Origin of the sequence: Pseudomonas sp. FSL W7-0098 (genome assembly GCF_005930585.1) — a bacterium.
GTDB classification, from domain to species: domain Bacteria; phylum Pseudomonadota; class Gammaproteobacteria; order Pseudomonadales; family Pseudomonadaceae; genus Aquipseudomonas; species Aquipseudomonas bubulae.
Genome location: NZ_RXHW01000002.1, coordinates 70,599 through 97,504 on the forward strand (window position 1 = coordinate 70,599; position 26,906 = coordinate 97,504).

23 protein-coding genes and 1 pseudogene are annotated in these 26,906 nt (G+C 58.4%); 8 read left to right on the forward strand and 16 right to left on the reverse strand.

Going from position 1 to position 26,906, the window contains the following annotated elements:
• Positions 1–154: 154 nt before the first annotated feature.
• Genes FHL07_RS03320 through FHL07_RS03335 form a run of 4 tightly spaced genes read right to left on the reverse strand, consistent with a single transcriptional unit; the run spans position 155 to position 3,612 of the window.
• Positions 155–1,312 carry an osmoprotectant ABC transporter ATP-binding protein OsmV gene (locus tag FHL07_RS03320; RefSeq protein ID WP_095001585.1) on the reverse strand — a complete coding sequence of 386 codons (1,158 nt, stop codon included), beginning with the start codon at positions 1,310–1,312 and terminating at the stop codon, positions 155–157.
• Positions 1,309–1,962: an ABC transporter permease gene (locus FHL07_RS03325; RefSeq protein WP_095001584.1), complete on the reverse strand. Its 654-nt coding sequence runs from the start codon at positions 1,960–1,962 to the stop codon at positions 1,309–1,311. The genes FHL07_RS03320 and FHL07_RS03325 overlap by 4 nt, the downstream gene beginning before the upstream one ends.
• 14 nt (positions 1,963–1,976) lie before the next feature.
• Positions 1,977–2,870, reverse strand: a complete 894-nt coding sequence (locus tag FHL07_RS03330) for a glycine betaine ABC transporter substrate-binding protein (protein ID WP_095001583.1) — start codon at positions 2,868–2,870, stop codon at positions 1,977–1,979.
• A gap of 25 nt (positions 2,871–2,895) precedes the next feature.
• A complete protein-coding gene (locus FHL07_RS03335) occupies positions 2,896–3,612 on the reverse strand; it encodes an ABC transporter permease (protein WP_095001582.1) in 717 nt (238 codons plus the stop codon).
• A gap of 339 nt (positions 3,613–3,951) precedes the next feature.
• Here FHL07_RS03335 and FHL07_RS03340 point away from each other — a divergent pair, with 339 nt between their 5' ends.
• On the forward strand, positions 3,952–5,535 hold the full coding sequence (locus FHL07_RS03340; RefSeq protein WP_016779471.1) for a peptide chain release factor 3: 1,584 nt from the start codon (positions 3,952–3,954) through the stop codon (positions 5,533–5,535).
• 306 nt (positions 5,536–5,841) lie between these two features.
• Positions 5,842–6,126 carry a hypothetical protein gene (locus FHL07_RS03345; protein WP_095024055.1) on the forward strand — a complete coding sequence of 95 codons (285 nt, stop codon included), beginning with the start codon at positions 5,842–5,844 and terminating at the stop codon, positions 6,124–6,126.
• A gap of 163 nt (positions 6,127–6,289) precedes the next feature.
• Here the strand turns inward: FHL07_RS03345 and FHL07_RS03350 are convergent, their stop codons facing one another.
• The 9 genes from FHL07_RS03350 to FHL07_RS03390 form a co-directional block, all read right to left on the reverse strand.
• Positions 6,290–7,264, reverse strand: a complete 975-nt coding sequence (locus tag FHL07_RS03350) for a peptide ABC transporter ATP-binding protein (RefSeq protein ID WP_095001579.1) — start codon at positions 7,262–7,264, stop codon at positions 6,290–6,292.
• The gene (locus tag FHL07_RS03355) at positions 7,264–8,232 is read right to left on the reverse strand and encodes an ABC transporter ATP-binding protein (RefSeq protein WP_095001578.1); all 969 of its coding nucleotides are present in this window, start codon (positions 8,230–8,232) and stop codon (positions 7,264–7,266) included. The genes FHL07_RS03350 and FHL07_RS03355 overlap by 1 nt, the downstream gene beginning before the upstream one ends.
• Positions 8,233–8,242: 10 nt before the next feature.
• On the reverse strand, positions 8,243–9,154 hold the full coding sequence (locus tag FHL07_RS03360) for an ABC transporter permease subunit (RefSeq protein WP_095001577.1): 912 nt from the start codon (positions 9,152–9,154) through the stop codon (positions 8,243–8,245).
• 10 nt (positions 9,155–9,164) lie between these two features.
• The gene (locus FHL07_RS03365; protein WP_095001576.1) at positions 9,165–10,175 is read right to left on the reverse strand and encodes an ABC transporter permease subunit; all 1,011 of its coding nucleotides are present in this window, start codon (positions 10,173–10,175) and stop codon (positions 9,165–9,167) included.
• A gap of 74 nt (positions 10,176–10,249) precedes the next feature.
• Positions 10,250–11,845, reverse strand: coding sequence for an ABC transporter substrate-binding protein (locus FHL07_RS03370; protein WP_095001575.1), 1,596 nt, complete (start codon positions 11,843–11,845; stop codon positions 10,250–10,252).
• An 88-nt stretch (positions 11,846–11,933) separates the two neighbouring features.
• Positions 11,934–13,298 (reverse strand): OprD family porin, encoded by a 1,365-nt coding sequence (locus FHL07_RS03375; RefSeq protein WP_095024053.1) that lies wholly within the window; start codon positions 13,296–13,298, stop codon positions 11,934–11,936.
• A 281-nt stretch (positions 13,299–13,579) separates the two neighbouring features.
• Positions 13,580–15,178 carry an ABC transporter substrate-binding protein gene (locus FHL07_RS03380; protein ID WP_095001573.1) on the reverse strand — a complete coding sequence of 533 codons (1,599 nt, stop codon included), beginning with the start codon at positions 15,176–15,178 and terminating at the stop codon, positions 13,580–13,582.
• A 297-nt stretch (positions 15,179–15,475) separates the two neighbouring features.
• Positions 15,476–17,101 (reverse strand): ABC transporter substrate-binding protein, encoded by a 1,626-nt coding sequence (locus tag FHL07_RS03385; RefSeq protein WP_095018283.1) that lies wholly within the window; start codon positions 17,099–17,101, stop codon positions 15,476–15,478.
• Positions 17,102–17,515: 414 nt separating this feature from the next.
• A complete protein-coding gene (locus FHL07_RS03390) occupies positions 17,516–18,232 on the reverse strand; it encodes an SIMPL domain-containing protein (protein ID WP_095001570.1) in 717 nt (238 codons plus the stop codon).
• A gap of 381 nt (positions 18,233–18,613) precedes the next feature.
• On the opposite strand from FHL07_RS03390, the gene FHL07_RS03395 reads away from it, so the two are divergent.
• The 5 genes and pseudogenes from FHL07_RS03395 (at position 18,614) to FHL07_RS03415 (ending at position 23,173) form a co-directional block, all read left to right on the forward strand.
• Positions 18,614–19,876, forward strand: a complete 1,263-nt coding sequence (locus tag FHL07_RS03395) for an ATP-binding protein (protein WP_138738114.1) — start codon at positions 18,614–18,616, stop codon at positions 19,874–19,876.
• Positions 19,869–20,429, forward strand: coding sequence for a response regulator transcription factor (locus FHL07_RS03400; RefSeq protein WP_016779485.1), 561 nt, complete (start codon positions 19,869–19,871; stop codon positions 20,427–20,429). The genes FHL07_RS03395 and FHL07_RS03400 overlap by 8 nt, the downstream gene beginning before the upstream one ends.
• 140 nt (positions 20,430–20,569) lie before the next feature.
• Positions 20,570–22,284 (forward strand): annotated as a pseudogene (locus tag FHL07_RS03405) (ABC transporter ATP-binding protein/permease).
• Between the two features lie 55 nt (positions 22,285–22,339).
• Entirely contained in the window at positions 22,340–22,834 is a 495-nt protein-coding gene (locus FHL07_RS03410; RefSeq protein WP_095001567.1) for a hypothetical protein, read from the forward strand.
• Between the two features lie 51 nt (positions 22,835–22,885).
• Entirely contained in the window at positions 22,886–23,173 is a 288-nt protein-coding gene (locus FHL07_RS03415; RefSeq protein WP_095001566.1) for a PA4642 family protein, read from the forward strand.
• A 262-nt stretch (positions 23,174–23,435) separates the two neighbouring features.
• Here the strand turns inward: FHL07_RS03415 and mqo are convergent, their stop codons facing one another.
• Together mqo and FHL07_RS03425 are read right to left on the reverse strand one after the other, a co-directional pair.
• On the reverse strand, positions 23,436–24,944 hold the full coding sequence (gene mqo, locus FHL07_RS03420) for a malate dehydrogenase (quinone) (RefSeq protein ID WP_095001565.1): 1,509 nt from the start codon (positions 24,942–24,944) through the stop codon (positions 23,436–23,438).
• Positions 24,945–25,637: 693 nt separating this feature from the next.
• The gene (locus tag FHL07_RS03425) at positions 25,638–25,871 is read right to left on the reverse strand and encodes a hypothetical protein (RefSeq protein WP_095018287.1); all 234 of its coding nucleotides are present in this window, start codon (positions 25,869–25,871) and stop codon (positions 25,638–25,640) included.
• Positions 25,872–26,027: 156 nt separating this feature from the next.
• Between FHL07_RS03425 and FHL07_RS03430 the strand changes: the two genes are divergently transcribed.
• A complete protein-coding gene (locus FHL07_RS03430; RefSeq protein ID WP_095001563.1) occupies positions 26,028–26,612 on the forward strand; it encodes a YajG family lipoprotein in 585 nt (194 codons plus the stop codon).
• 58 nt (positions 26,613–26,670) lie between these two features.
• Here FHL07_RS03430 and FHL07_RS03435 read toward each other — a convergent pair whose 3' ends face one another.
• Entirely contained in the window at positions 26,671–26,877 is a 207-nt protein-coding gene (locus FHL07_RS03435) for a hypothetical protein (RefSeq protein WP_016779492.1), read from the reverse strand.
• Positions 26,878–26,906 lie beyond the last annotated feature (29 nt).

A 26,906-nucleotide genomic window follows, 5' to 3' on the forward strand; every position in this document is an offset into this window, starting at 1 on the left:
AGCGGGAGGCGTGCGAACCATCATAAGGACGCGGGGAGCACCATCAATGGCGATGCAGTGATGGCTCAGAACATGATTCGTGTTGGATACAACAGGTTGTAGCCGCTGCCGCAGGCTGCGCAACCCAGCGCAGTCTGCGGCAGCGGCTGCAGGGTCAAGCGGAAGCTATTTCAGCCGGTGAAACAATGCTGGTCTTGGCGCCACGCGAACGACCCGAGCTCAGGTACGCCGCAATCGATTCTTGCGTCACCTCGCCCTGGAACACGCGTTCGGCGTCCATCACCGGCAACCACGAGCGGTTGAACTCGTACATGCGCGACAGCAGGATGCGCAAATGCTCTTCCGACGCAGCGGTCGCGGTGAACTCCCGCAGGAACTGGCCACAGGTGCCTGTCTGGCGATGCAGGTCACGACGACGTACATACCCCAGTGCCTTGTTGTCGGCACAGGTGACCACCACGTAGCGACGGTCCAGTTCGTCCATCAGTTCCAGCGCTTCGGCCACTGGGGTTTCCGGGCTCACCGATGGCGCGTTGTCCGCGGCATCTTCGGCCTTGACCAGCAGCAGGCGCTTGAGGGTGCTGTCCTGGCCGACAAAGTTGCTCACGAAGTCGTCCGCCGGGTGAGCGAGCAGGGTATCCGGGTGGTCCATTTGCAACAGTTTGCCGCCACGGAAGATGGCGATCTTGTCGCCCAGTTTGATCGCTTCGTCGATGTCGTGGCTGACCATGATTACGGTCTTGTTCAGCGCGCGCTGCATCTCGAAGAATTCGTTCTGGATCATCTCGCGGTTGATCGGGTCCACCGCACCAAACGGTTCATCCATCAGCAGCAGCGGCGCATCGGCCGCCAGGGCGCGAATCACGCCGATTCGTTGCTGCTGACCACCAGACAGTTCGCGCGGATAACGGTTGAGGTATTGCTTGGGCTCCAGCTTGATCATGCTCATCAGTTCGCGGGCACGGTCATGGCACTTTTGCTTGTCCCACCCCAGCAGGCGCGGAACGATGGTGATGTTCTCCTCGATGGTCATGTTGGGGAACAGGCCGATCTGCTGGATCACATAACCAATATTGCGACGCAGGGTTACCGGGTCGAGGTCAGTGGTGTCTTCGCCATTGATAAGGATCTTGCCTGACGTGGGCTTGATCAGACGGTTGATCATTTTCAGCGTGGTGCTTTTGCCGCAGCCCGAAGGCCCGAGGAATACGCAGATTTCGCCTTCATTGACGGTCAGGTTTACCGAGTCCACGGCCTTTACATCTTTGCCGTTGCTTTGGAATGTTTTGCTGAGGTTTTGAAGTTCGATCATTTGAGCAGTCCTTTTGGAGTCAGCGAGCGTTGCAGCCATTGCAGAAGCAGGTCGGCGATGATGGCCAGAACACTGACCAACACGGCGCCTACGATCAGCATCGACATGTCGCTACGGCTGATTGCAGCAAGAATAAGTACACCCAGACCACCGGCACCGATGGTGGCGGCAATGGTCATGACGCCGATGTTCATGACCACGGCGGTACGCACACCGGCCAGAATCACCGGCACGGCGATGGGCAGTTCAACCATGCGCAGGCGCTGGCTGAAGGTCATGCCGATACCGCGAGCGGCTTCGCGAATCCCCGGTTCCACGCCGGTGAGGGCCAGGAAGGTGTTACGCATGATCGGCAGCAGTGAGTACAAAAACACGGCGGTAATGGCCGGCATAGGGCCAAGGCCCTGGCCGAACTTCGAGTAGAACGGCAGCAGCAGGCCGAACAGGGCAATTGAAGGAATGGTCAGCAGCACCGTGGCGCTGGCTTGCAGCGGGCCGGCTAGCGACGGAAAGCGTGTCATCAGCACGCCCAGCGGCACGCCGATCAGGATTGCCAGAATCACGGCAATGCCGACCAGGGTGATGTGCTGCAAGGTCAGATGCAGAACAAGCGACCAGTCCATGTGGGAAAAGGCGTTTAAAAATTCCATGTCTTCTCCTCTTTTCAGTTCAGTGGATGCTGGCGCAGAAAGTCTGCGGCGACTTTGGACGGGCTTTCGTGGTTTACATCGACCCGGGCGTTGAGTTGACGCATGGTTTCATCGTCAAACAGATCGGCCAGTGGCTTAAGCAGCCCCGCAAGGTCGGGGTGCTGATCCAGGTAGGCCTGACGCACTACCGGCGCGGCGGTGTAGTCCGGGAAGTAGTGCTTGTCGTCTTCAAGCAATTTGAGATTGAAGGCGCTCAAGCGACCGTCCGTGGTGTAGACCAGTCCGGCAAACACCTGGCCGTTTTTCAGCGCGGTGTAGACCAGCCCGGCGTCCATCTGGCGGATATTGCGACGGGTCAGGTCCATGTCGTAGAGCTTGACCATACCCAGCAAGCCGTCGGAGCGGTTGGCGAACTCGGTGTCCAGGGCCACCAGCGCATTTTTGTTGTCCGGTTCGCGCATTGCCTTGTTCAGGTCGCTGATGCTGTTGATGCCCGGAAACGCTTCGGCCACCTTTTGTGGCAGTGCCAGCGCATAGGTGTTGCTGAACTTGGACGGATGCAGCCAGACCAGTCCTTGTTTAGCATCGACCTCTTTTACCCGGTCGTAGGATTGCTGGCTGTCGAGTTTGTCGGTGATGTGGTTGTAGGCCACCAGCGAAACGCCGGTGTATTCCCACACCATGTCCAGTTGCCCCGACTCCTGGGCCGAACGCGCCAGGCTGCTGCCCAGCCCGCCGGTGACCTGAGCGTTATAGCCCTTGCTGTTGAGGTATTGCGAAGTGATTTCCGCGAGCAGGGTTTGCTCGGTAAACACCCGCGCCCCAATGCGAATCAAGGGTTTTTCCGCAGCCTGGGCAATTCCTGCACACAGCAGGATGCAGCCTAGTAAAAAGCTAATTTTTTTCATGGTTATTCCTTTGCTCAGCCAGACCTTAAGCAGGTCGCAGACCGCGTTCCAACCACTGGCGGCTGATGAGTATCACCAGGCCGTCGAGCAGCAGTGCCAGCAGCGCAGTACAGGCGGCGCCGAGGATCAGTTGCGGCTGATTGTTGAGGGCAATGCCTGGAAAAATCAGGCTGCCCAGGCTGTTGGCGCCGATCAGGAACGCCAGCGGGGCGGTACCGACGTTGATCGCCAGTGCCACGCGCACACCGCCCATGATGATGGGCACGGCGTTGGGCAACTCGACCCGCCACAGCACCTGGCGCGGGGTCATGCCGATACCGACGGCGGCTTCCTTGAGCGAACCCTGGACGTTTTTCAAGCCTTCGTAGGTATTGCGCACAATGGGCAGCAACGAGGCGAGAAACAGGGCGAAGATGGCAGGGCCGCTACCGATGCCCAGGAAACCCAGGGCAATGGCCAGTACCGCCAGAGGAGGCACGGTGTTGCCGATGTTGAAGACTTGCATGAAGCGTTCCGCACGTCCGGCCATTGAAGGTCGGCTGAGGAAAATGCCGGCAGGTATCCCTACAAGGAGGGCGGCGAGCATTGAAGCGAGTACCAGGTACAGGTGGGCTTGCAGGTAGAACAACAAATCATCTTGATAGTGTTCGATAGTGCTGATGCCGATCCAGTGGACCAACAGGGCCAGAAGCGCGATAACGACCGCGCATCCTATAAGCCCTTTTCCATAGCGATTCGCCATAGACGGACTCCTTTTTTTTCAGTCGGCGAACACATCGTCGTGTGGCAAGGCCATTCCTGGCTGCCGGCAATATGTTCGCGAAGAGCAACAGGTGGTGGCGAAAATGCGCCCTCAACACCTGTCATTAGCGCAGCCTCGTCAGGCTAACTTGCTGATATTTCAGCCCCTGACGCTTTGTCGTATCAGGAGAGTGGACGCCTCCACTGTTTAAAAGGTTCACATTTTTTACGGCACATTGCCACCCTTGTCCGACGAGCCACGGTTCCAACGGTGGCTGTAGGCGCCTGATTTGAGCTATAATCCGCGCCCTTTTTTGAATCAATCGTCAGGCGATTTCCCATGACCAACCAGGCCGCCGAAGTCGCGAAACGCCGCACTTTCGCCATTATTTCCCACCCCGATGCGGGTAAGACCACCATCACCGAAAAGCTCTTGCTGATGGGTAAGGCGATTGCTGTCGCCGGTACGGTGAAATCGCGAAAGTCCGACCGCCATGCCACCTCCGACTGGATGGAAATGGAGAAACAACGGGGTATTTCGATTACCACGTCGGTCATGCAGTTCCCGTATCGCGACAACATGATCAACCTGCTCGACACCCCGGGCCACGAAGACTTCTCCGAAGACACCTACCGCACGCTGACCGCGGTCGACTCGGCGCTGATGGTCCTCGACGGCGGTAAGGGCGTTGAGCCACGTACCATCGCCCTGATGGACGTGTGTCGTCTGCGTGACACGCCAATCGTCAGCTTTATCAACAAACTCGACCGCGATATTCGCGACCCGATCGAGTTGCTGGACGAGATCGAAGCGGTCCTGAAAATCAAGGCGGCGCCGATCACCTGGCCGATCGGCTGCTACCGCGATTTCAAGGGTGTCTACCACCTGGCAGACGACTACATCATCGTCTACACCGCCGGTCATGGGCATGAGCGCACCGAAACCAAAATCATCGAAAAGCTCGATTCCGATGAAGCCCGTGCCCACTTGGGTGACGAGTACGATCGTTTTGTTGATCAACTGGAACTGGTTCAGGGCGCTTGCCATGAATTCAACCAGCAGGAATTTCTCGACGGCCAGTTGACCCCGGTGTTCTTCGGTACCGCACTGGGCAACTTTGGTGTCGACCATGTGCTCGACGCGGTAGTGGACTGGGCGCCGAAGCCGCTGGCCCGTGTTGCCAACGAGCGTACCGTCGAGCCGGTTGAAGAGAAATTCACCGGTTTCGTGTTCAAGATCCAGGCGAACATGGACCCGAAACACCGCGACCGTATCGCCTTTATGCGCATTTGCTCGGGCAAATACGAAAAGGGCATGAAAATGCGCCATGTGCGCACCGGCAAAGATGTTCGTATCGGCGATGCGCTGACGTTCTTCTCCTCCGAGCGTGAACAGCTCGAAGAGGCTTTTGCGGGCGATATCATCGGTTTGCACAACCACGGCACCATCCAGATCGGTGACACCTTCACCGAAGGTGAGAGCCTGAGCTTCACCGGTATTCCGCACTTTGCCCCGGAACTGTTCCGTCGCGTACGTCTGCGCGATCCACTCAAGTCCAAGCAATTGCGCCAGGGCTTGCAGCAACTGGCCGAAGAGGGCGCCACCCAGGTGTTCTTCCCGGAGCGCAGCAACGACATCATCCTGGGCGCCGTGGGTGTGCTGCAGTTCGACGTGGTCGCCAGCCGCTTGAAAGAAGAATACAAAGTGGAATGCTCCTACGAGCCGATCACCGTGTACTCGGCGCGCTGGATTGATTGCGACGATAAGAAGAAGCTTGAAGAGTTCAGCGTCAAGGCGGTGGAAAACCTGGCTGTGGACGGTGGTGGTCACCTGACCTACCTGGCCCCGACCCGCGTCAATCTGGCGTTGATGGAAGAGCGCTGGCCGGATGTGAAATTCCGCGCTACCCGTGAGCATCACTAAACACTTCGGTGTCTGGTTGAAATAAAGCGAAGCCCTTGGGCTTCGCTTTTTTTTGCCCGCGAACTTTATAGTCGCTGCCGAAGGCTGCGATCGCGCCCGAAGCAATTTACGACTGCTACGCAGCCGGACGTAGCCTCGCGCTGCTCGTCAACGGCTACAAGTGAGCGTATGGCCCACCACACAGTATCGACAAACGCGGCTGCGTTACTCCGAATGGGTATATCCCAGCCTGTGAGTTTCTGGAAAAGCTGAAAGGGGCGAACTAGGTTTAAAGGGTGCTTTTCTCATAACAGGATGGAAATCGCGATGAAGCTTTTTCAACGCATTGTGCTGTTGCTCAAGGTGCTGGTGCTGCTGACGGTGAGTGCCTCGGCGGCTTGGGCGAGCAACCCGCTGAGCAGCACGGGGGCCGGGTTTTCAGTAACAGGCGTGCCGGGGCCGACAATTCATGCCATCTACAAGTCGGATTCCGAACCTGGGGACCAGGGGCAGGGCGGCAGTTCGGGGGATGATGACCAGACCGATGGTGATGGCGGCGGTGACGGTGGGGATAACGGCGATGAGGGCGATGAAGGCGATAGCCAGACGTAATGCATTACCCCTATGTGTAGCCGCTGCCGAAGGCTGCGTTCGATGGCGAAGCAATCGTAAAACCTGAGCTTGCGGTATGTCTGTTACTCCGCGGGCCTCGATTTTACGACGGCTGCGCCGCCGAACGCAGCCTTCGTTCCTCGGCAGCTGCTACGGGTCGTGTTTAGCTCTGCAAAAACTGCTCCGCGTGATGGCAGGCAACCTGGCGGTTGTCGAGCAGGCGCAGTACAGGTTCGTCTGTGCTGCACAACTCGGTCGCATACGGGCAGCGCTTGTGAAAGGCGCAACCTGATGGCGGGTTCAGCGGGTTGGGCAGCTCGCCGACGATCTTGATTTTTGGCTTGAGCGGATCGGGGTGGATCGTCGGCGTGGCCGACAGCAGCGCCTGGGTGTAGGGGTGCAACGGCCGGGTGTAGATCTCTTCCTTGGGGCCCATCTCTACCGGGCGACCGAGGTACATCACCAGTACCGTGTCGGCCACATGTCGCACCACCGCCAGGTTGTGGGAAATGAACACGTAGGCAGTGTTGAACTCCTGCTGCAAATCCATAAACAGGTTAAGCACCTGCGCCTGGATCGACACGTCCAGCGCCGAGGTTGGTTCGTCCGCCACCAGCACCTTGGGTTGCAACATCATGGCCCGAGCCAGGGCGATACGCTGGCGCTGGCCCCCCGAGAACATATGCGGGTAGCGCTGGTAATGCTCGGGGCGCAAGCCGACCTGTTTCATCATGGCCTGGACTTTTTCGCGGCGCTCGCTGGCGCTCAGGCTGGTGTTGATGAGCAGTGGCTCGGCCAGTTGATCGCCGATTTTCTGCCGCGGGTTGAGCGAGGCGTAGGGGCTCTGGAACACCATCTGCACGTCTTTGCGCAGTTGTTTGCGCTCGGCCTTGTTGGCCCCTGCAACTTCTTGCCCGGCAATTTTCAGCGAGCCCGAGGAGGGCTCTTCAATCAAGGTCAACGCGCGGGCCAGGGTGGATTTTCCGCAACCGGACTCTCCCACCACGGCAAGGGTTTTACCGGCTTCCAGTTCAAATGACACGCCGTTGAGTGCGCGCACCAGCGCATGGCCTTTGAACATGCCACGGGATACTTCGTAGTGACGGGTTAGGTCGCGAGCGGTAAGAACAACAGTCATTACGCCACCTCCTGATTCAAGGGGAAGAAGCAGCGCACCTGGCTGTGAGCCTGTTGCTCCAGCGCAGGACGTTGTTGACGGCATTGCTCTTGTACATACGGGCAGCGCGGTGACAGCAGGCAGCCTTTGGGTCGGTCATAGCGACCGGGCACGATGCCGGGCAAGGTCGACAGACGGGCAGCGCCCATGCTGTGTTCCGGGATCGCAGCCAGCAGCGCCTCGCTGTACGGGTGCGCGGGCACATCAAACAGCCCCGGCACGTTGCCGACTTCCACGGCCTGGCCGGCGTACATCACGCATACCCGCTGGGCGGTTTCGGCGACTACGGCGAGGTCGTGGGTAATCAGCACCAGGCCCATGTTCTGTTCGCGTTGCAGGCTCAGCAGCAGGTCCATGATCTGCGCCTGGATGGTTACGTCCAGGGCAGTGGTAGGTTCGTCGGCGATCAGCAGTTTGGGTTCACCGGCAATCGCCATGGCAATCGCCACGCGCTGGCTCATGCCGCCTGACAGTTGGTGCGGGTAGGCGTCCATGCGGCTGGCAGCCCCCGGGATTTCAACTTTTTCCAGCAGCTCGATGGCCCGTTTGCGCGCCGCCTTGGCGGACATTTTCAGGTGCAGGCGCAGCACTTCCTCGATCTGGAAACCCACGGTGTAGCTGGGGTTCAGTGCGGTCATGGGGTCCTGGAAGACCATCGCCATGTCCTTGCCGACGATCTGGCGGCGCTGACGCGCGCTGAGGGTCAGCATGTTCTTGCCGTCGAAGGTCAGCGCGTCGGCGCTGACGATACCGGGGTGCTCGATCAGGCCCATCAGCGCCATCATGGTCACGGACTTGCCCGACCCCGACTCACCGACAATTGCCAGTACTTCGCCTTTATCCACAGACAGGCTCAGGCCGTCTACCACCGGCACGGCCGTAGCGTCGCCAAAACGGACATTGAGATTCTTGATTTCTAACAGTGACATGGGAATCTCCTCAGGCGGCGTTCTTGAGTTTCGGGTCCAGCGCATCGCGCAGGCCGTCGCCCATCAGGTTGATTGCCAGCACGCTGAGCAAAATGGTCAAGCCAGGCAGGCTGACGACCCACCACGCGCGTTCGATATAGTCGCGGGCCGAAGCCAGCATGGTGCCCCACTCAGGGGTTGGCGGTTGTACGCCGAGGCCAAGAAAGCCCAGTGCTGCGGCGTCGAGGATCGCCGAGGAGAAACTCAGGGTGGCCTGCACGATCAGCGGCGCCATGCAGTTGGGCAGCACGGTGATAAACATCAGGCGCGGCAGACTGGCACCGGCCAGGCGGGCAGCGGTCACATAGTCGCGGTTCAGCTCGCCCATCACGGCGGCACGGGTCAGACGCACGTACGATGGCAACGACACCACGGCAATGGCGATCACGGTGTTGATCAGGCCAGGGCCGAGGATGGCGACAATCGCCACGGCCAGCAGCAAGGAAGGCAGGGCCAGCATGATGTCCATCAACCGCATGATGCCCGGGCCGAGAAGGCGCGGAAAAAAGCCGGCAAACAGGCCCAGGATCACGCCCGGAATCAGCGAGATGACCACAGACGACAAACCGATCAACAGCGACAGCCGTGAACCTTCGATCAGGCGTGACAGCAGGTCGCGACCCAGTTCATCGGTGCCCAGCAGAAATTGCCAGTTGCCGCCTTCCAGCCAGACCGGCGGGGTCAGCAGAAAGTCGCGGTATTGCTCACTCGGGCTATGGGGGGCGACCCACGGAGCGAAGATCGCGCAGAACACGATGATGGTCATGAAAATCAGACCCGCCACAGCGCCCTTGTTCCGGGAGAAGGCATGCCAGAATTCTTTGTACGGTGATGGATAAAGCAGGCTTTGATCCACTTCGGTCGTGCTTGGGGAGGTGCTCATGGTCAGGATCTCAGCGCTGGTGACGGATGCGTGGGTTGGCAAAGCCGTAGAGGATGTCGACTACGAAGTTGACCAGAATCACCAGGCAGGCGATTAGCAGGATGCCGTTTTGCACCACGGGATAGTCCCGGGCGCCAATGGCTTCGATCAGCCATTTACCGATACCGGGCCACGAAAAAATGGTTTCGGTCAGGACTGCACCGGCCAGCAGGGTGCCCACTTGCAGGCCGACCACGGTCAGTACCGGGATCAGGGCGTTGCGCAGGCCGTGCACGAACACCACGCGGGCGGGTGACAGGCCTTTGGCGCGGGCGGTACGGATGTAGTCTTCGCGCAGCACTTCAAGCATGGATGAGCGGGTCATCCGCGCGATCACGGCCAGCGGAATGGTACCCAGCACAATGGCCGGCAGAATCAGGTGGTGCAACGCGTCCCAGAAGGCTTCGGGCTCGTCGCTGAGCAGGGTGTCGATAAGCATGAAGCCGGTTTTGGGCTCTATGTCGTAGAGCAGGTCGATACGCCCGGACACCGGGGTCCAGCCCAGGCCCACGGAGAAGAACATGATCAGGATCAGGCCCCACCAGAAGATCGGCATCGAATACCCCGCCAGGGAGATACCCATCACGCCGTGGTCAAACAATGAGCCGCGTTTGAGTGCCGCGATCACTCCCGCCAGTAGCCCGAGGATGCCGGCGAACAACAGGGCGGCGCTGGCCAGTTCCAGCGTGGCGGGGAACAGTGCGGAAAATTCGCTCCACACGCTTTCACGGGTGCGCAATGACTCGCCCAGATCGCCATGTGCCAGTTTGCTGACGTAGTCGATGTACTGCTCGTGCAGCGGCTTGTTCAGACCCAGGCGCTCCATGGCCTGGGCGTGCATTTCAGGGTCTACCCGGCGCTCACCCATCATGACTTCGACCGGGTCACCCGGGATCATGCGAATCAGGGCAAAGGTGAGCAAGGTGATGCCGAAGAACGTGGGGATCAACAACCCCACTCGGCGGGCAATAAAACTAAACATCGTGTGGTGTTCCTTATCAGCCGGTCAGGCAGGTCCGCCGGGGTTGAGGTAAACCCTGGCGGGTTTTTATTGTTCTACTTCACCTGGGTTGTGGCGAAGTTGTTGTTGGTCAGGGGGCTAAGGGTATAGCCCTCGACGTTTTTGCGCATCGCCGTGAACAGCATAGGATGGGTTACGTTGATCCAGGGTTGGTCCTGATTAAAAATCATCTGTGCCTGTTGATAGAACTCGGCCCGTTGCGAGGGTTCAGTGATACCACGGGCTTTGGTGATCAGGCTTTCGAAGTCCTTGTTGCACCAGCGGGCGTAGTTCTCGCCGTTTTTGGCCGCCTCGCAGCTAAGCAGCGGGGTCAGGAAGTTATCCGGGTCGCCGTTATCGCCGCCCCAACCGGTCGACACCAGATCATGTTCGCCATTTTTGGCGCGTTTGAGCATTTCGCCCCATTCCATGACCCGGATATCCAGCTTGAGGCCGATTTGTGCCAGGTCGGACTGCAGCAACTGCGCACCCAGCATCGGGTTGGGGTTGGTCGGGCCGCCGCCGTTGCGGGTGAAGAGGGTCAGTACCGTGCCTTCAGGTACCCCGGCTTCCTTGAGCAAGGCCCGGGCTTTGTCCAGGTCGCGGGGCGGCCGCTGGATGCTGGTGTTGTAGCCCAGCATGGTCGGCGGGTAAGGGTTGACGGCCAGCAGTGCGTTGCCTTCGCCGTGGACGGAGTTCAGATAGGTCTGCTTGTCGAAGGCCATGTCGATGGCTTTGCGTACGCGCACATCGCTCAGGTACTTGTGACTGGTATTCATGGCGATATAGCTGGTCATCAGGGCGGCCAGCTCATCGACCTTGAGGTTGGGGTCCTTGCGGATGTTCTTGACCTCATCAGGCTTGGGGTACAGCGCGATCTGGCATTCGTTGGCCTTGAGCTTTTGCAGGCGCACGTTGCTGTCGGTGGCGATGGCGAAGATCAGCGCATCACTGGGCGGTTTGCCACGGAAGTAGTCCGGGTTGGCCTTGAAGCGTACCTGGGCATCCTTGTTGTAGCGCACGAAGATAAACGGGCCGGTGCCGATCGGCTTGGCATTGAGGTCGGCGGTTTTGCCGGACTTGAGCAACTGGTCGGCGTATTCGGCGGAGTAGATGGAGTTGAACGGCATGGCCACGTCGCGCAGAAACGGCGCTTCAGGGTGGTTGAGAGTGATTTTTACCGTCAGGTCGTCAACTTTCTCGACGCTCTTGAGCAGGTCCTTGAAACCCATGCTTTCAAAGTAGGGGTAACCGACCAGCGACAGTTTGTGCCACGGGTGATTCGGGTCCAGCTGGCGCTGAAAACTCCAGACCACGTCATCGGCGTTCAGGGTTCGGGTCGGTTTGAAATAATCAGTGGTGTGAAACTTTACGTCGGGACGCAGGTGAAAAGTGTATTCAAGCCCGTCCGGGCTGATGTCCCAGCGCTCGGCCAGGGCGGGCTCCACATCCGTGGTGCCGGGGGCAAAGTCGACCAGGCGGTTGAGTATGGTCTCGGCCGAAGCATCGGCAGTCACGGCGGTGGTGAACTGGACGATGTCGAACCCTTCAGGGCTGGCTTCAGTGCAGACCACCAGGGTTTTCGCGCTGACACTCACAGTGGTGCAGAGCAGTGCCGCGGCCAGGGCAGTGCGTAGTGGGAATCTTTTCATAGCAACCCTCTCCAGAGTCGGGTGAGCCAGCGTAACGGCTGCGGCTGATTCGTCGAATCAGCCGCAGCCTTCGGGTTTGAGCAGTTTTTTACAGAATGTTGAACGGAATGGTGGTCACCAGGCGGAATTCGTTGATGTTGCCGTCAGACTGGTTTTTGCTGGCGCGGTGCGTGGTGTACGTCGCGCGAATCGCGGTGGCTTTCAGCGGGCCACTTTGGATTGCATAGGACGTGCCAACGCTGTACTCGTAATGGGTTTCGCCGTCCATGTTCTTCACGTCGTAGGCGGTGCCGGTGTACTTGGTGCCGTCGATATCCCAGCCGCGGGCGTGGTAGGCGTTGAACTTGAGGCCCGGAATGCCGTACTGGGCCATGTTGATGCTGTAGGCCAGTTGCAGGGATTTCTCGTTCGGGCCGTTGAAGTCCGAGAGCAGGGAGTTGGCCAGGTAGATGCCGTTGGTTTCGTGCAGGTAGTCGAAGTATTCGTCGCCGACGATCTGCTGGAACGACAGGCTCAGGGTGTGGGCCTGGTGGGTCAGGGCAAAGGCCAGGCTGTAGGCGTCGTTGTTGATGTTGCCCAGGGCCTTGCTGCCGGTATCCAGGGTCTTGTAGTAGTTGAAGTTGGTATTCAGGCCCAGGGTGGCGTTGTCGCCCATGTCGTGTACGGCGCCGAAGTAGTACTGGTTCCAGAAGTCTTCAACGTGGGTTGCGTACAGCGTGGTCTTCAGGCTCTTGAACGGCTGGTAGTTGAGGCCGGCGACGCTGGCGCGATCGGTTTCAACCCCGGTTGCGCCGTATTCGCTGCGGAACTTGCTCAGGCTCGACTCGGTACGCGGGGACACGCGGTCAAAGGAGCCGGCATCGAACGACAGGTTGTTGAACTCTTCACTGTGCAGGCCCACCCCTTGAAAGCTGGAAGGCAGTGCGCGGTTACCGATCACGTCGATGGTCGGGCTGCTGAAGTTCTGTCGGCCTACGGTCAGCGTGGTGTTGGAGATGCGGGCGCTGAGGTTGGCCAGGCCCAGCTTGCTCCACTGGCCGACGGCGTCGCCGTCGCTGTGGGTCAGGGTGCGGTTGTTTGGCCCGGCGATGTCCTTGGCGTCGCGATCCAGGGCAATGGCGTTGTAAGCCGCGACCTGGGTGCTGAAGCCTACGGTGCCTTCGGTGAAGCCCGACTTGTAGTCGAGGATGGTGCCCTGTACCCAGTTGATCCGGCGCGGGGTGGATTCACGGGTGCCGTGGTTGTTGTAGCTGAAACGGTCATCGCGACGCTTGAGCTCGTTGGCGTACCAGTTTCGGGTAGTGCCGCCCAGGGTCTGGTCTTCGACAAAGCCCTTGGTCTCGCTTTGAGCGCTGCTGGCTTTGAGTTCGGTCGGCATGAATTCATCGGCATTGGCCATCGCAGTGATGCTGCTGATGGACAAGGCCAATAACGCGCGGCTGGTGAGTTTCATGGTTGAGGCTCCTCTTTGGTTTCTTCTTTTTATGGCCGGTCTTTTTTTGTGATGACTCGGCTGTTGTGAAACGATTTAAAGCATTGCAAACGTTTGCCTGGTGCAGATTTGGCGAAGTTTTAGCGGGCCATGGGTTAAGTGACCTGCTGAAAGAGCGGTGTTGTTTGTGATCTCTGTTGTGGGAGCGAGCCTGCTCGCGAAGGTCGTTGGCGATACCGCGCTGCTCTTGAGGACTTCGCGAGCAGGCTCGCTCCCACAGTGGCACTGTTCTATTGGAGTAATCAGTCCTTGAGGCTGACACCTGAGAAGGCGTTACGGCCAAAGGGGCTGACCGTGAACCCTTCGACTTTGGCGCTCAGCGGCTGGTTGACTGTGGAGTGCGCAATGGGGGTGATCGGCACCTGTTGCTTGAGCAACTGCTGGGCCTGTTTATAGAGCACTGTGCGCTGATCGCGATCGGTCACGACCTTGGCATTCTTGACCAGGGTGTCGTACTCCTTGTTGCACCACATGGAGTAGTTGTTGCCACCAATCGCGTCGCAGCTGTAGAGGGTGCCGAGCCAGTTGTCCGGGTCACCGTTGTCGCCGGTCCAGCCGATCAGGCTGATGTCGTGTTCGCCATTTTTGGTGCGTTTGATGTACTCGCCCCATTCATAGCTGACGATCTTGACCTTGAGGCCGATTTTGGCCCAGTCCGACTGCAGCATTTCGGCCATCAGCTTGGCGTTCGGGTTGTAGGGGCGCTGTACGGGCATGGCCCACAGGGTTATTTCGGTGCCGTCCTTGACCCCAGCGGCTTTGAGCAGCTCTTTGGCTTTTTCCGGGTTGTAGGGGGCGTCGGTAATGGTTTCGTCGTAGGACCATTGCGTTGGCGGCATGGCGTTGACGGCTTTTTGGCCTGCGCCCTGATACACCGCCTTGAGGATCTCGTCCTTGTTGACCGCCATGTCCAGGGCCTGGCGCACCTGCAACTGGTCGAACGGTTTGTGCTGCACGTTGTAGGCTATGTAACCGAGGTTGAAGCCGGGCTTTTCAATCACCTGCAGCTTCGGATCGGCCTTGAGGCCGGCAACGTCGGCCGGGCGCGGGTTGAGCGAGACCTGGCATTCGTTTTTACGCAGCTTTTGCATGCGCGCCGAGGCATCGACGCTGATCGAGAAAATCAGGTTGTCGAGCTTGACCTGGCTGGGGGCCCAATAGTCCTTGTTGGCGGCGTAGCGGATGTTCGAGTCTTTCTGATAACGCTGGAACACATACGGGCCGGTGCCGACAGGCTTCTGGTTGATATCGCTGGGCTTGCCGCTCTTGAGCAACTGGTCGGCGTATTCGGCCGACAGGATGGCGGCAAAGCTCATGGCCAGGTTTTGAATAAAGGCGGCGTCTACCGAGTTGAGTTTCATGACCACGGTCATGGGACCGGTTTTTTCGACGCTGGCGATGTTCTTGTCCAGGCTCATGCCGTTGAAGTACGGGAACTCGGTGGGGTAGGCCTTGCGGAAGGGATGGTCCGGGTTGAGCATACGGTTGAACGTAAAGAGCACGTCATCGGCATCGAAGTTGCGGGTCGGGGTGAACCATTTTGTGGTGTGGAACTTGACCCCGTCACGCAGGTGGAACGTCCACGTCAGGCCGTCTTCGGAAACATCCCAGCTCGTTGCCAGGGCCGGAACGGCTGCGGTGCCACCTTTTTCAAACTCAGCGAGGCGGTTGTAAATGGGCTCGGCCGCGTCGTTGTCGGTGGCGGTGGTGTACTGCGCGGTGTCAAAACCGGCCGGGCTGCCTTCGGAACAAAACACCAGGCTGTTGGCTGCGTTTGCGAGTGGGCTGCCGGCAAGTACGCCGGCGCCGATCAATACTGATAAAACCAGAGGGTTGCGCATGGCGTTCCCTATCCTTTTTTTATTTTTGAGTCCTGAGCGCGCCTTGATCGAAGGCGTACGGTTCAGGGCGTCGATGCCATCAACTACTGCGCCTCACCCGCTGCAATAGACTGCCCTTGGCCGAAGTTAAGCAGCCGGCGCTCAGCAGTAAATACATGGGATCTGACAATCTTGTAGGAATCGTCTTGGCTTCCTATAGCCTCTGATGTAGTCAGATATGGCTTTAGGCTGTAGGTGATTTCCACCGTCCTGGTAGATAAGTGAATGCAGCCTTGTAGCCGCATTCACCGGTCCTTGTTATTTGCCGACGCTGACCCCGTAGAAGGAGTTCAGGCCAAACGGGCTGATCTTGAAATCTTCTACGTTTTTGCGCATCGGTTGATACACCGTCGAGTGTGCGATAGGTGTCATCGGAATCTGGCTTTTGAGTCGTTGCTGCGCCTGTTGGTACAGTTTTGTGCGCTCTGCAATATCAGTGGTGGCCTTGGCGGCTTTGACCAGTTTGTCGAACTCCGGGTCGCACCATTTGGAGAAGTTGTTGCCTTCCAGCGAGTCGCAGCCAAACAGGGTGCCGAGCCAGTTGTCCGGGTCACCGTTGTCGCCGCTCCAGCCAATCAGCATAGCGCCGTTCTCGCCGCCTTTGGAGCGCTTGATGTACTCGCCCCATTCGTAGCTGGTGATCTTGGCCTTGATCCCGATCTTGCTCCAGTCCGACTGGAGCATTTCAGCCATCAACTTGGCATTGGGGTTATACGGGCGTTGCACCGGCATGGCCCACAGCACGATCTCGGTGCCTTCCTTGACGCCTGCTTCCTTGAGCAGTTGTTTGGCTTTTTCCGGATCGAAAGGTGCGTCCTTGATGCTGGTGTCATAGGACCATTGGGTCGGTGGCATGGCACCCACCGCCAGTTGGCCTGCACCCTGGTACACCGAGTCGATGATCTGCTGTTTGTTCACCGACATGTCCAGGGCCTGGCGGACCTTGAGCTGGGACATCGGGTTTGGCTCGTTGCTGCCCTTGATCTTGTCCATCACGTTGTAGGCGATGTAACCGAGGTTGAAGCCCGCTTGATGGGGCATCTTCAGATTCGGGTCTTCACTCAGGGCCTTGAGGTCGGCCGGACGCGGGAAGAGGGTGACCTGGCACTCGTTCTTCTTGAGCTTCTGGACGCGTACCGAGGGGTCGGTGGTGATGGCGAAGATCAGGTTGTCGATCTTGACGTCTTCTGGCTTCCAGTAGTCCTTGTTGCCGGTGTAGCGGATGTTCGAGTCTTTCTGGTAGCTCTTGAACACAAACGGGCCGGTGCCGATCGGTTTCTGGTTGATGTCGGCAGGCTTGCCTTCCTTGAGCAGTTTGTCGGCGTACTCGGCGGACTGGATGGATGCAAAGTGCATCGCCATGTTCTGGATAAACGCGGCATCGACCGAGTTCAGGGTGAACTTGACGGTCTTGTCGTCGATTTTTTCCACCTTGGCGATGTTTTTATCCATGCCCATGTCGGTGAAATAAGGGAATTCGGTGGGGTAAGCCTTACGGAACGGCATGTCTTTGTCGAGCATGCGGTTGAACGTGAAAAGCACGTCGTCGGCGTTGAAATCGCGGGTTGGCTTGAAGTAAGGGGTGGTGTGGAACTTGACGCCATCACGCAGGTGGAAAGTCCATGTCAGGTTATCTGGCGAGACATCCCAGCTGGTCGCCAGGCCGGGCTCAACCTTGGTGCCGCCACGTTCGAACTGGCTCAGGCGGTTAAAGATGGTCTCGGCCGACGCATCAAAGTCAGTACCGGTGGTGTACTGGCCAGGGTCAAAACCTGCCGGGCTGCCTTCAGAGCAAAACACCAGGTTGGAAGCAGCGTGGGCGAAAGGTGCACTTGCCAACAGGCTGGCGCCTACTAAAAACGGAATGACCGCGTGTTTGAACATGGTGGCCTCATGATTTTTGTCATTTTTGGTTTGAGGGCGACCTTATGAGTCGACCCGGCGATACTTATGCACAGCCCATACCCAATGCAATATGTGGAAGCAGTTGAAGCTTGAAAAGGTGGGACGATCGTACAGGAATGTCGCTTTTATATAACTTATGACGCATTTGATCGTTTGCGCATGGCATTTCGACTCATTTGCTTACATCTGCGGGGGGCTTTTGCGACCTTCTTGCACTGTTTTAGGACAGTGTTGTTACTAATCAATACCCCTGTGCGGGAAACATTGTTGTGAAGGGCAGCGCTGCTGCAGGTAATCACCTTAGAATTCTAGAACGATTGCAGGCGTTTTCCCGGGGGCATAAAAAAACCCCTGAAACGGTCTGGCTTTAGGGGTTGGCAGGGCGTATCAGGCTTACTGCATCTGCACTTCAATCACGCCATCGGCACTCATGCTGACTTCACTGGTGCCGGCTTCGACTTCCGGGGTAGGCGCCGAGTCCATCGCCGGGGCTGCGGCCTTCATCATCATTGCGCTGCGCAGGTAAGGTTGCGGGTAGCCGTTGGTGTTGAGGTTCAGGTTGACGATCTTGTAACCCTTGCCGCCCAGGGCGTCGGTGGCCAACTGGGCGCGGGCCTTGAACGCATTGACAGCGTCCTTGAGCAGCGCGTCTTCGCTGGTTTTGCGCGTGGCATTGGCGACGGTGAACTGCATGCTGCCCATTTTCAGGGTTTGCATCAGATCGCCGGTGAGCTTGGACAGAGCTGCAAAATCGGTGCTTTCAAGGCGCAGTTCTGCGCGTTCACGCCAACCGGTGATCTTCTGGGTTTTGTTGTCGTAAATCGGGTAGCTGTTGCGATTGCCCTGGCGCAGGGTGACTTCCTTGACGGATTTGGCCTGGCCGATGGCTTTGTTCATCGACGTAGTGATTTCTGCGGCCAGCTTGGCGGCGTCGGTATTTTGCGCTTCGGTATAGAGCGTCACGATCATCAAGTCGCGAGGCACTTCCTGGCTGGCTTCGGCACGCAGGGAAATCTGGTTGTAATGAATGTCATCTGCCAGGGCCGGCAGGCTGGCAAGTGCGCCGATGCTCAGGGTCAAAAGGGCAGCGGTGCGTTGGAAGTTGGACATGGAAGCTCCTTGATTGAGAACAGCAATGGCCATATGACTCTAATCAGTGGCCATCAGTTCGCCCAATTACATTTTCGATACATATGGTCTCCACAGATTGCGTAGCAGTTGCCGAAGGAACGAGCTGCGTTCGAGCGCGAAGCGGTCGTCAATGCTGAGAACCAGATTTAACTAATAGATCGCAATGTCTGATTTCGCGACTGCTTCGCAGCCGAACGCAGCCTCGTTCCTTCGGCAGCTGCTACGAGGGCGTTTTTTGCGCAGGCTTTTAGCCGCATTTTCATAAAAAACACTGTGGCTGTTTGCCGCACTTTTGCCTGCGGGGCCGCCTGCTTGGTTATACTCCCGGTGATCCGCCTGGAGCGCTCATCAGGAGAGCTCATGCTCGCCCCCGTTCAGTTATTGTCCGCAACACGCCAGAACCTCTGGCGTCTTACGTTTATCCGCATGTTGGTGCTGGCCGCGCAAGCGGGTTCAGTGGGCTTTGCCTATCTGTTCAACCTGCTGCCATTACCCTGGTTTCAGCTCAGCATCACCCTTGGGTTTTCCATGCTGTTGTGCGCGTTTACCGCGATCCGGTTGCGCACCTCCTGGCCGGTGACTGAGCTGGAATATGCGCTGCAACTGGCCTGTGACCTGTTTATCCACAGTGCCCTGCTGTACTTTTCGGGTGGCTCGGCCAACCCGTTTGTTTCGTATTATCTGGTGCCGCTGACCATCGCCGCCGTCACGCTGCCCTGGCGCTATTCGCTGGTGCTGACCGGGATTGCGCTGGCGCTGTATACGCTGCTGTTGATGCAGTTCTACCCTATAGATACCGTGCCGTTCTTCCGCGAAAAGCTGCAGATTTATGGCATGTGGTTGAGTTTCGCCCTGTCAGCTGCGGTGATCACGTTCTTTGCCGCCAAAATGGGTGAGGAGCTGCGCCGTCAGGAAGAACTGCGCGCCCTGCGCCGTGAAGAAGGCCTGCGCGACCAGCAATTGCTGGCCGTGGCCACGCAGGCGGCCGGTGCAGCCCATGAACTGGGGACGCCGTTGTCGACCATGAGCGTGCTGCTCAAGGAGATGCGTCGCGATCACCTTGACCCGGATTTGCAGGACGATCTGAGCGTGCTGCAGGATCAGGTCAAACTGTGTAAGGAAACCCTGCAGCAACTGGTGCGCGCAGCCGAGGCCAACCGTCGGCTGGCGATCGAGGTTCAGGACGTTACGCAATGGCTGGATGAGGCCCTGAACCGCTGGCACTTGATGCGGCCTGAAGCCACTTATCGCTTCCAGTGCCTGGGCCACGCGCCGGTTCCGCGCCTGGCGCCGCCACCTGACTTGACCCAGGCGCTGCTCAACCTGCTCAACAATGCCGCCGATGCCTGCCCGGAAGGGCTGGAAGTGACAGTCGACTGGGATGCGGTTGATCTGACAATCAGTATTCGTGACCACGGTCCGGGTGTACCGTTGGCCATCGCCGAACAAATCGGCAAACCCTTTTTTACTACCAAGGGCAAAGGCTTCGGTCTGGGCCTATTCTTGAGCAAGGCCAGCGTGACCCGCGCTGGCGGCTCGGTAAAACTCTACAGTCATGAGGATGGCGGTACGCTCACTGAGCTGCGCCTGCCACGTGTCGCCCGAGGAAATGAAAATGAGTGAAGAAATTCAGGTCGAAGGCGAAGAACTGCCGCATTTGTTGTTGGTAGATGACGACGCCACTTTTACCCGTGTGATGGCTCGCGCCATGAGCCGACGCGGTTTTCGCGTGAGCACGGCAGGTTCCGCCGAAGAGGGGCTGATCCTGGCACAACAGGATCTGCCCGATTTTGCCGCGCTAGATCTGAAAATGGACGGCGATTCCGGCCTGGTCCTGCTGCCCAAGCTGCTGGAACTCGACCCGGAGATGCGGGTGGTGATCCTCACCGGTTATTCGAGCATCGCCACCGCCGTTGAGGCGATCAAGCGCGGAGCCTGCAACTATCTGTGCAAACCAGCCGATGCCGATGACGTGCTCGCCGCCTTGCTGTCCCAGCATGCCGACCTGGAAACCCTGGTGCCGGACAACCCGATGTCGGTTGACCGCCTGCAGTGGGAACACATCCAGCGCGTGCTGGGTGAGCATGAAGGCAATATTTCGGCCACTGCCCGCGCCCTGGGCATGCATCGGCGTACCTTGCAGCGCAAATTGCAGAAGCGTCCGGTGCGACGCTGAACGGGAGCTGTAGCATTTGCATTGCGCCTTGCATGCTGACGGCTACAGCTTCTAACCTGTAACAAGACGTGTCCCAGCGTCGTGGGCCGGTTGTCCTGACCGGCTTGCAGGTTGCTCTTTACTCCGAACGAGCCTGAACGATGAATCAGAACGCCGAGCCTTCTGTCGTGAATGATGCTGTGCGTGGGGATTTCATCCCTCGGGTGTGGCGCCTCATAACCCCCTACTGGCGCAGTGAAGAACGCGCCAGGGCGTGGTTGCTGTTGATCGCCGTGGTTGCCTTGTCACTGTCAGCGTGGGCATTTCGGTGTGGATCAACCACTGGTACAAGGACTTCTACAATGCCCTGGAAAACAAGGACGCCAAGGCGTTCTGGAGCCTGATCGGCTACTTCGGCATCATTGCCGCGGCAGGCATTGTCGGCGCCGTGTACCGGCTTTATCTGACCCAGATGCTGACCATTCGCTGGCGTCGCTGGCTGACCGAGCAGCACTTCGCACGCTGGCTGGCCCACAAGAACTACTACCAGTTGGAGCAGGGCGGCTATACCGACAACCCTGACCAGCGCATCAGTGAAGATATCAATTCGTTCACCGACAGCACGCTCACCCTGGGCCTGGGGTTGATCCGCAACGTGGTCAGCCTGGTGTCGTTTTCGATCATCCTGTGGGGCGTTTCGGGCAGCATCGAAGTCTTTGGCGTCACCATCCCCGGCTATATGTTCTGGTGCGCGCTGTTGTATGCCGCCGTGGGCAGTTGGCTGGCGCATCTGATCGGTCGGCGGCTGATTGGCTTGAGCAACCAGCAACAGCGCTTCGAAGCTGACTTGCGTTTCTCGATGGTGCGGGTGCGCGAGAATGCCGAGAGCATTGCCTTGTACAACGGCGAAGCCAATGAGCATGAGCAACTGAGCACGCGTTTCAACAAGGTCTGGAAAAACTTCTGGACGCAAATGAAGGTACAAAAGCGCCTGACGTTTTTCACCGCCGGTTACTCGCAGATCGCCATTATCTTTCCGTTTATCGTCGCGGCCCCGCGTTACTTTTCCGGCAAGATCGAGCTGGGTGAGCTGATGCAAATCAACTCGGCCTTCAGCAATGTGCAAGAGAACTTCAGCTGGTTTATCGATGCCTACGTGACTCTGGCGGCATGGCGTGCCACCTGCGACCGGTTGCTGAGTTTTCGTCAGGCCATGACCGACAACGAGCAGCGCAGCCCGGCGATTGAAGTGCAGCATCTGGGCGAAAACTTGCAGATCCATGACTTGAGCCTGGATCTGGCCGATGGTCGCCCGCTGCTGCGTGACGCCAGCCTGCAGGTGCAGGAGGGTGAGAGGCTGATGCTCAGCGGTCGCTCCGGCAGTGGTAAGAGTACCTTGCTCCGGGCGATGGGCGGGCTTTGGCCTAGAGGGGGCGGGGCGATCTGCATGCCCCGCGAGCGTGCGCTGTTTCTGCCGCAAAAACCCTACTTGCCCATAGGCACCTTGCGCGATGCCCTGAGTTATCCACAGACCGGGGACACCTACACCCTTGAGCGTTATGAAGAGGTGCTGCGTACTTGCCGGCTTGAGCACCTGATTCCCAAGCTTGATGAGATCAATCACTGGCAACGCTTGCTGTCCGGTGGTGAGCAGCAGCGCCTGGCTTTTGCCCGCGCGCTGCTGTATCGCCCGCAGTGGCTGTATATGGATGAATCAACCTCGGCAATGGACGAGGAAGACGAGGCCATGGTGTACCAGGCCCTGATCGATCAACTGCCGGGCTTGAGCATTGTCAGCGTGGGCCATCGCAGCAGCCTGGCGCGCTTTCATCCGCAGCATGTGCGGATCGTGGCGGGGCAACTGGTTGCACAGTAGAAGAGGCGGGCGCGCGACATGCTAGAGTGCTGCTTCCCGCTTTCTGGAACCTGACATGAGTCTTCTATTTCGCAGTGTTGCCCTGAGCCTGCTGCTGGCAAGCTTGCCTCTGGCGGCGGCTCCTGTGGCCACACCGCTGTTGCACGGGCAGTTTCTGCCTGCCGATGATCTGCAAGTGCGCAGCGAAGTACCCGAGCAACAGCAGTTGATGCTGGTGACTTCGTACTCGGTGGTGGTGGGTAGCCAGCGCCAGTCCAATCAGCAGCCTATCCCGGTGACTTCGCCACTGCTGGTGCGCTTGAAGGGCAAGCCGATGAGCCAGGGCGCTACCGTGCGCCAGGTGCTGATTTCATTTGATGGCGAAAGCAAAAGCCTGAAAAAGCCCGTGTTCGACAGCAAGACGCGAACCCTGAGCTTGTCTTATCCACAGAGCCAGTACCGGGTCGTGATTGATTTGCTGCGTAATGACACGCTTTATGTCCAGTTCTTGACCTATGCCAATGGCCATATTTGGGCCGACTTGCACACCGGCAGCGTGCGCGCACGATAAGCCTTGGGTAAACTGCGGGCCCCGTGAAGTATCAACAGGCTGGAGCCGGACATGCGTAAAGACAAAAAGCAGTTGATTGGTGACGAGATCGGCGACGAGCAGATCAAGTTGTTCCTGGACTTTGAGCCTGTGGACGCTACTTCACCGTCGCTGCACAAACTGATCAAGGCTTATCGTGGCCTGCGCATCGATGACTTCGGGCGCTTCCTGGCTTTCTTCAAGGAAGCTGGCTACGACCTGGATGGCAAAGACGAACAGGGCCAGACGTTCGTGGACATCATCAAGGACCAGCGCAATGCTGACGACTACATCGAGCTGATCAACCAGGCTCGCGGTTGATCCACACCCTGTAGATACTCTGTTGCAGGTCAAGCCCTATTGTGGGAGCGAGCCTGCTCGCGAACGACCTTCGCGAGCAGGCTCGCTCCCACAGCTGCAGTGTTCCTGCAGCTGCTACGGATCTTGTTTCATGTTCTGATTCACGAGTTACCTTGCATTGGGCTTACGCCTTTGCAGTGCCCCGAATCAGGGCAACAAAAAAGCCCCTCGCCCTGAAACAGGGCGAGGGGCTTTTTATGACGCATGAAACGTCAATGTTGCATTAAGCGATACTGGTGCTGGCTGTTTTAGGCGTAACCAGTTCCAGCAGCTCGGAGTTGCGGGTGCTGATTTCGCGGTACAGGTCGGCGTCGGTTTCGAGGACCTTTTCCCGTGCAGGGAAGATTTCCTTGAGCTTGGTCGCCCACTCGCCCGTGGCTTTCTGCGCAAAGCAGCGCTCGATCAGGTCCAGCATGATCGAAACGGTTACCGAGGCGCCCGGCGAAGCCCCCAGCAGAGCGGCCAGCGAACCGTCTTTGGCCGCAACCAGTTCGGTACCGAACTGCAGCACACCGCCTTTTTTCGGGTCTTTCTTGATGATCTGTACCCGTTGCCCGGCAATCTCAAGACGCCAGTCTTCAGCCTTGGCCTGTGGATAGAAACGACGCAGGGACTCCAGGCGTTGTTCCATCGACTGGCGCACTTCGCTGACCAGGTACTTGGTCAGGTCCATGTTGTCGCGAGCCACGGCCAGCATCGGCCCGATATTGCCCAGACGGATCGACATCGGCAGGTCAAGGAACGAACCATGCTTGAGGAACTTGGTGGTGAAACCGGCATAAGGTCCGAACAGCAGCGACTTTTTGCCATCGACCACACGGGTGTCCAGGTGCGGCACCGACATCGGCGGCGAGCCGACGGCAGCCTGGCTGTAAACCTTGGCCTGATGCAGCTTGACCACTTCCGGGTTATCGCAACGCAGCCATTGGCCGCTGACCGGGAAGCCGCCATAGCCTTTGCTTTCTTCGATGCCCGAGGCTTGCAGCAGCGGCAAGGCCGCGCCACCGGCGCCCAGGAATACGAACTTGGCATCAACGTGGCGAGTATTGCCGCTGTTGGTGTCCTTGATGCTTACTGTCCAGCCGTTACCGTTACGCTTGAGGCCGGTGACTTTTTTGCTGTACTTGATCTGGGTGTCCGGTGCACTGGCCAGATGCTTGAGCAGTTGCTGGGTCAGGGCGCCGAAGTTGACATCGGTGCCATGTTCCACACGGGTGGCCGAGATGAGCTGATCCGCAGGGCGGCCCGGCATCATCAGGGGCATCCACTCGGTCATTTTGGCCTTGTCTTCGGTGTATTCCATGTCGGCAAACGCATGGTGCTTGCTCAGCACGTCAAAGCGTTTTTTCAGGAACGACACGCCTTTTTCGCCTTCAACGTAGCTCAGGTGAGGAACCGGGCTGATGAAGGACTTGCAGGAACCGAAGGTGCCTTTTTGCGCCAGGTAGGCCCAAAACTGTTTCGACACTTCGAACTGGGCATTGATATGCACAGCCTTTTTGATGTCGATCGAACCATCAGCCGCCTGCGGCGTGTAGTTCAGCTCACAAAGGCCGGCGTGACCGGTGCCTGCGTTGTTCCACGGGTTGGAACTCTCCGCAGCACCTGAGTCCATTTGCTCAACAACTTCCAGCTTAATGCCGGGGTCGAGCTCTTTGAGCAGTACGGCGAGGGTGGCACTCATGATGCCCGCCCCAACCAGTACTACGTCGACTGCTTCGTTATGCGCCATTAACGCGTCTCCAAAATCTACGGCACCAAATTGACGGCATAGCTGCCAGGTGTCCGGGGCGTGGTTCTGATTAGCCCCGGGCCACTCATGGCCAGGATCGCCATGTCCGATTCTTCGCAATTTCTTGCAACTTTAGCGGACGCCACCAACCGGGCCTTCAAGGTTCATATGAACGCATTTCAGTACTCGGGAGGCAATTCGACTTAATGTCTAGAGCGTCCGTTTGTGCAACCAAATCCGTAAGCGGACAGGCTTTCAGTCTCGTGCTGTGGAGCCGACTTCGATCCTGCTTGGTGAGGCAATATCAGACGCTAATGGTGCATGTTCAGACGCAAAACTTTTCATTTGCTCGCCACACTCTTGTGAAGTTGTGAAACCCGTTTTTTTCACGCTCTCTTGAAGACGTGAACCTCAAAAAAGGGCTACCGCACGCTGGGCACCGAACCAGTGGCCGAACGTTGTGGCAGCTCTGGCAGACCATGCAGAAAGTGGGGGTTACGCAATGAAATTCAAGCGCGCCAGCTTCACATGATCTGTGTGGGCGGCTCTCTGTGGGCGGTTTTGGGGTGCCAATACAAGCGCATTAGCGATGTTGCGGGGCCCGATCAGGAGACGTCCTTATAATCGGGGGGAGATTGTAGCGAAGAAACGTGGGCAATTGATCCTGTTAAATGACTTTTATTGGTGCGCCGTTCAGAGGCCCGGCAGCGGGTGCCCTGACGAATGCCTTGCGGGCGAGGCAATACGGGCGTTGGCAGGTAGCACCTGGTGCAACCAGTTAAGGCGGATTTCTTCGATTTCGACCCAGCTGTCGCCGACCGGCGGTTGTTTGCACTGCTTGAAGGCCTGGCAGCGACCTGCCGAATCCAGGCGGGCGAAGCAGCGCTCGGGGCGGTTGAAGCCGAGCAGGGTCAAGAGCATGTTCATGGCGGCACCTGTTGAGTCAGTCGTCGAGACTATGCCCTGTGCAGGTGACATACGGATGAATTGGCGATGACAGGCGGGTGACGGCAAGCCGCTAGTTCGCAGGCGTCCGGCACCCTATACTGACGGCCTGTTATACCCAGTCCTGGAGAGATAAGCATGTTGCAACGCCTGTTGTTCGGTTTGATTACTGTGACCAGTTTGACCCTGGTCGGCTGCGCCCACAGCCCGCAACAACTCAGCCCGCAACCCAAGCTGACCACCCAGCTTGCACCAGTGGGTCGTGGCCAGCCGGTGGTTGTGCGTGTGGTGGACGGTCGTCCTTCCCCAACCCTGGGGACCCGTGGTGGCATGTACCCCGAGACCAGCGCGATCAGCGTCAGCAGTGCCGACCTGGTCCCCAAGCTGCAAGCCCAGGCTGAAGCAGCCGTGCGCTTGCTGGGTTTCACCCCGACAGCCAATGCGATGAACGCGCCAACGCTGACCGTGACCCTGGCCGAACTCAAGTATCAGTCGCCCAAGGACACCATGTACGTGACTGAAGCCACCATTGGCGCGACCTTCCGTTCCGATGTGAAGAACGGTGGTCGTACCTACAGCGGCCGTTATGGCGCGTCCCTGGATCAGCGCTTCGGCATGGCACCGAACCAGGAGACCAACACCAAGCTGGTGAGCGATGTGTTGAGTGATGCTCTGACCCGTGTGTTCAAGGACCCGTCCATCGGTCGTTTGCTCAGCGAGTAAGCCGGTAAAATAAAAAGCCCGAACTCAGTGAGCTCGGGCTTTTTTGTGTTCGAAACATTCAGGCCGCTTCGGCATACAGCTCCAGCCGGCTGACGCCGGTGAGCAGGTCTGTCTCGGGCAGGTCGGCATGGGCGTGGCCGCTCAGGGCGCAGTAAACCAGCCAGTGGCGGTCTTGCACGTTAAAGGCCAAACCCTCGATCAATGCCTGTTGTTCGTCGCTGGGCGCGATAAGGTAAAGGCGGTCCTGGTTTTCTGCGTGCAGCATGACAAGCTCCGTGTCGGTGTCGAGGGGCC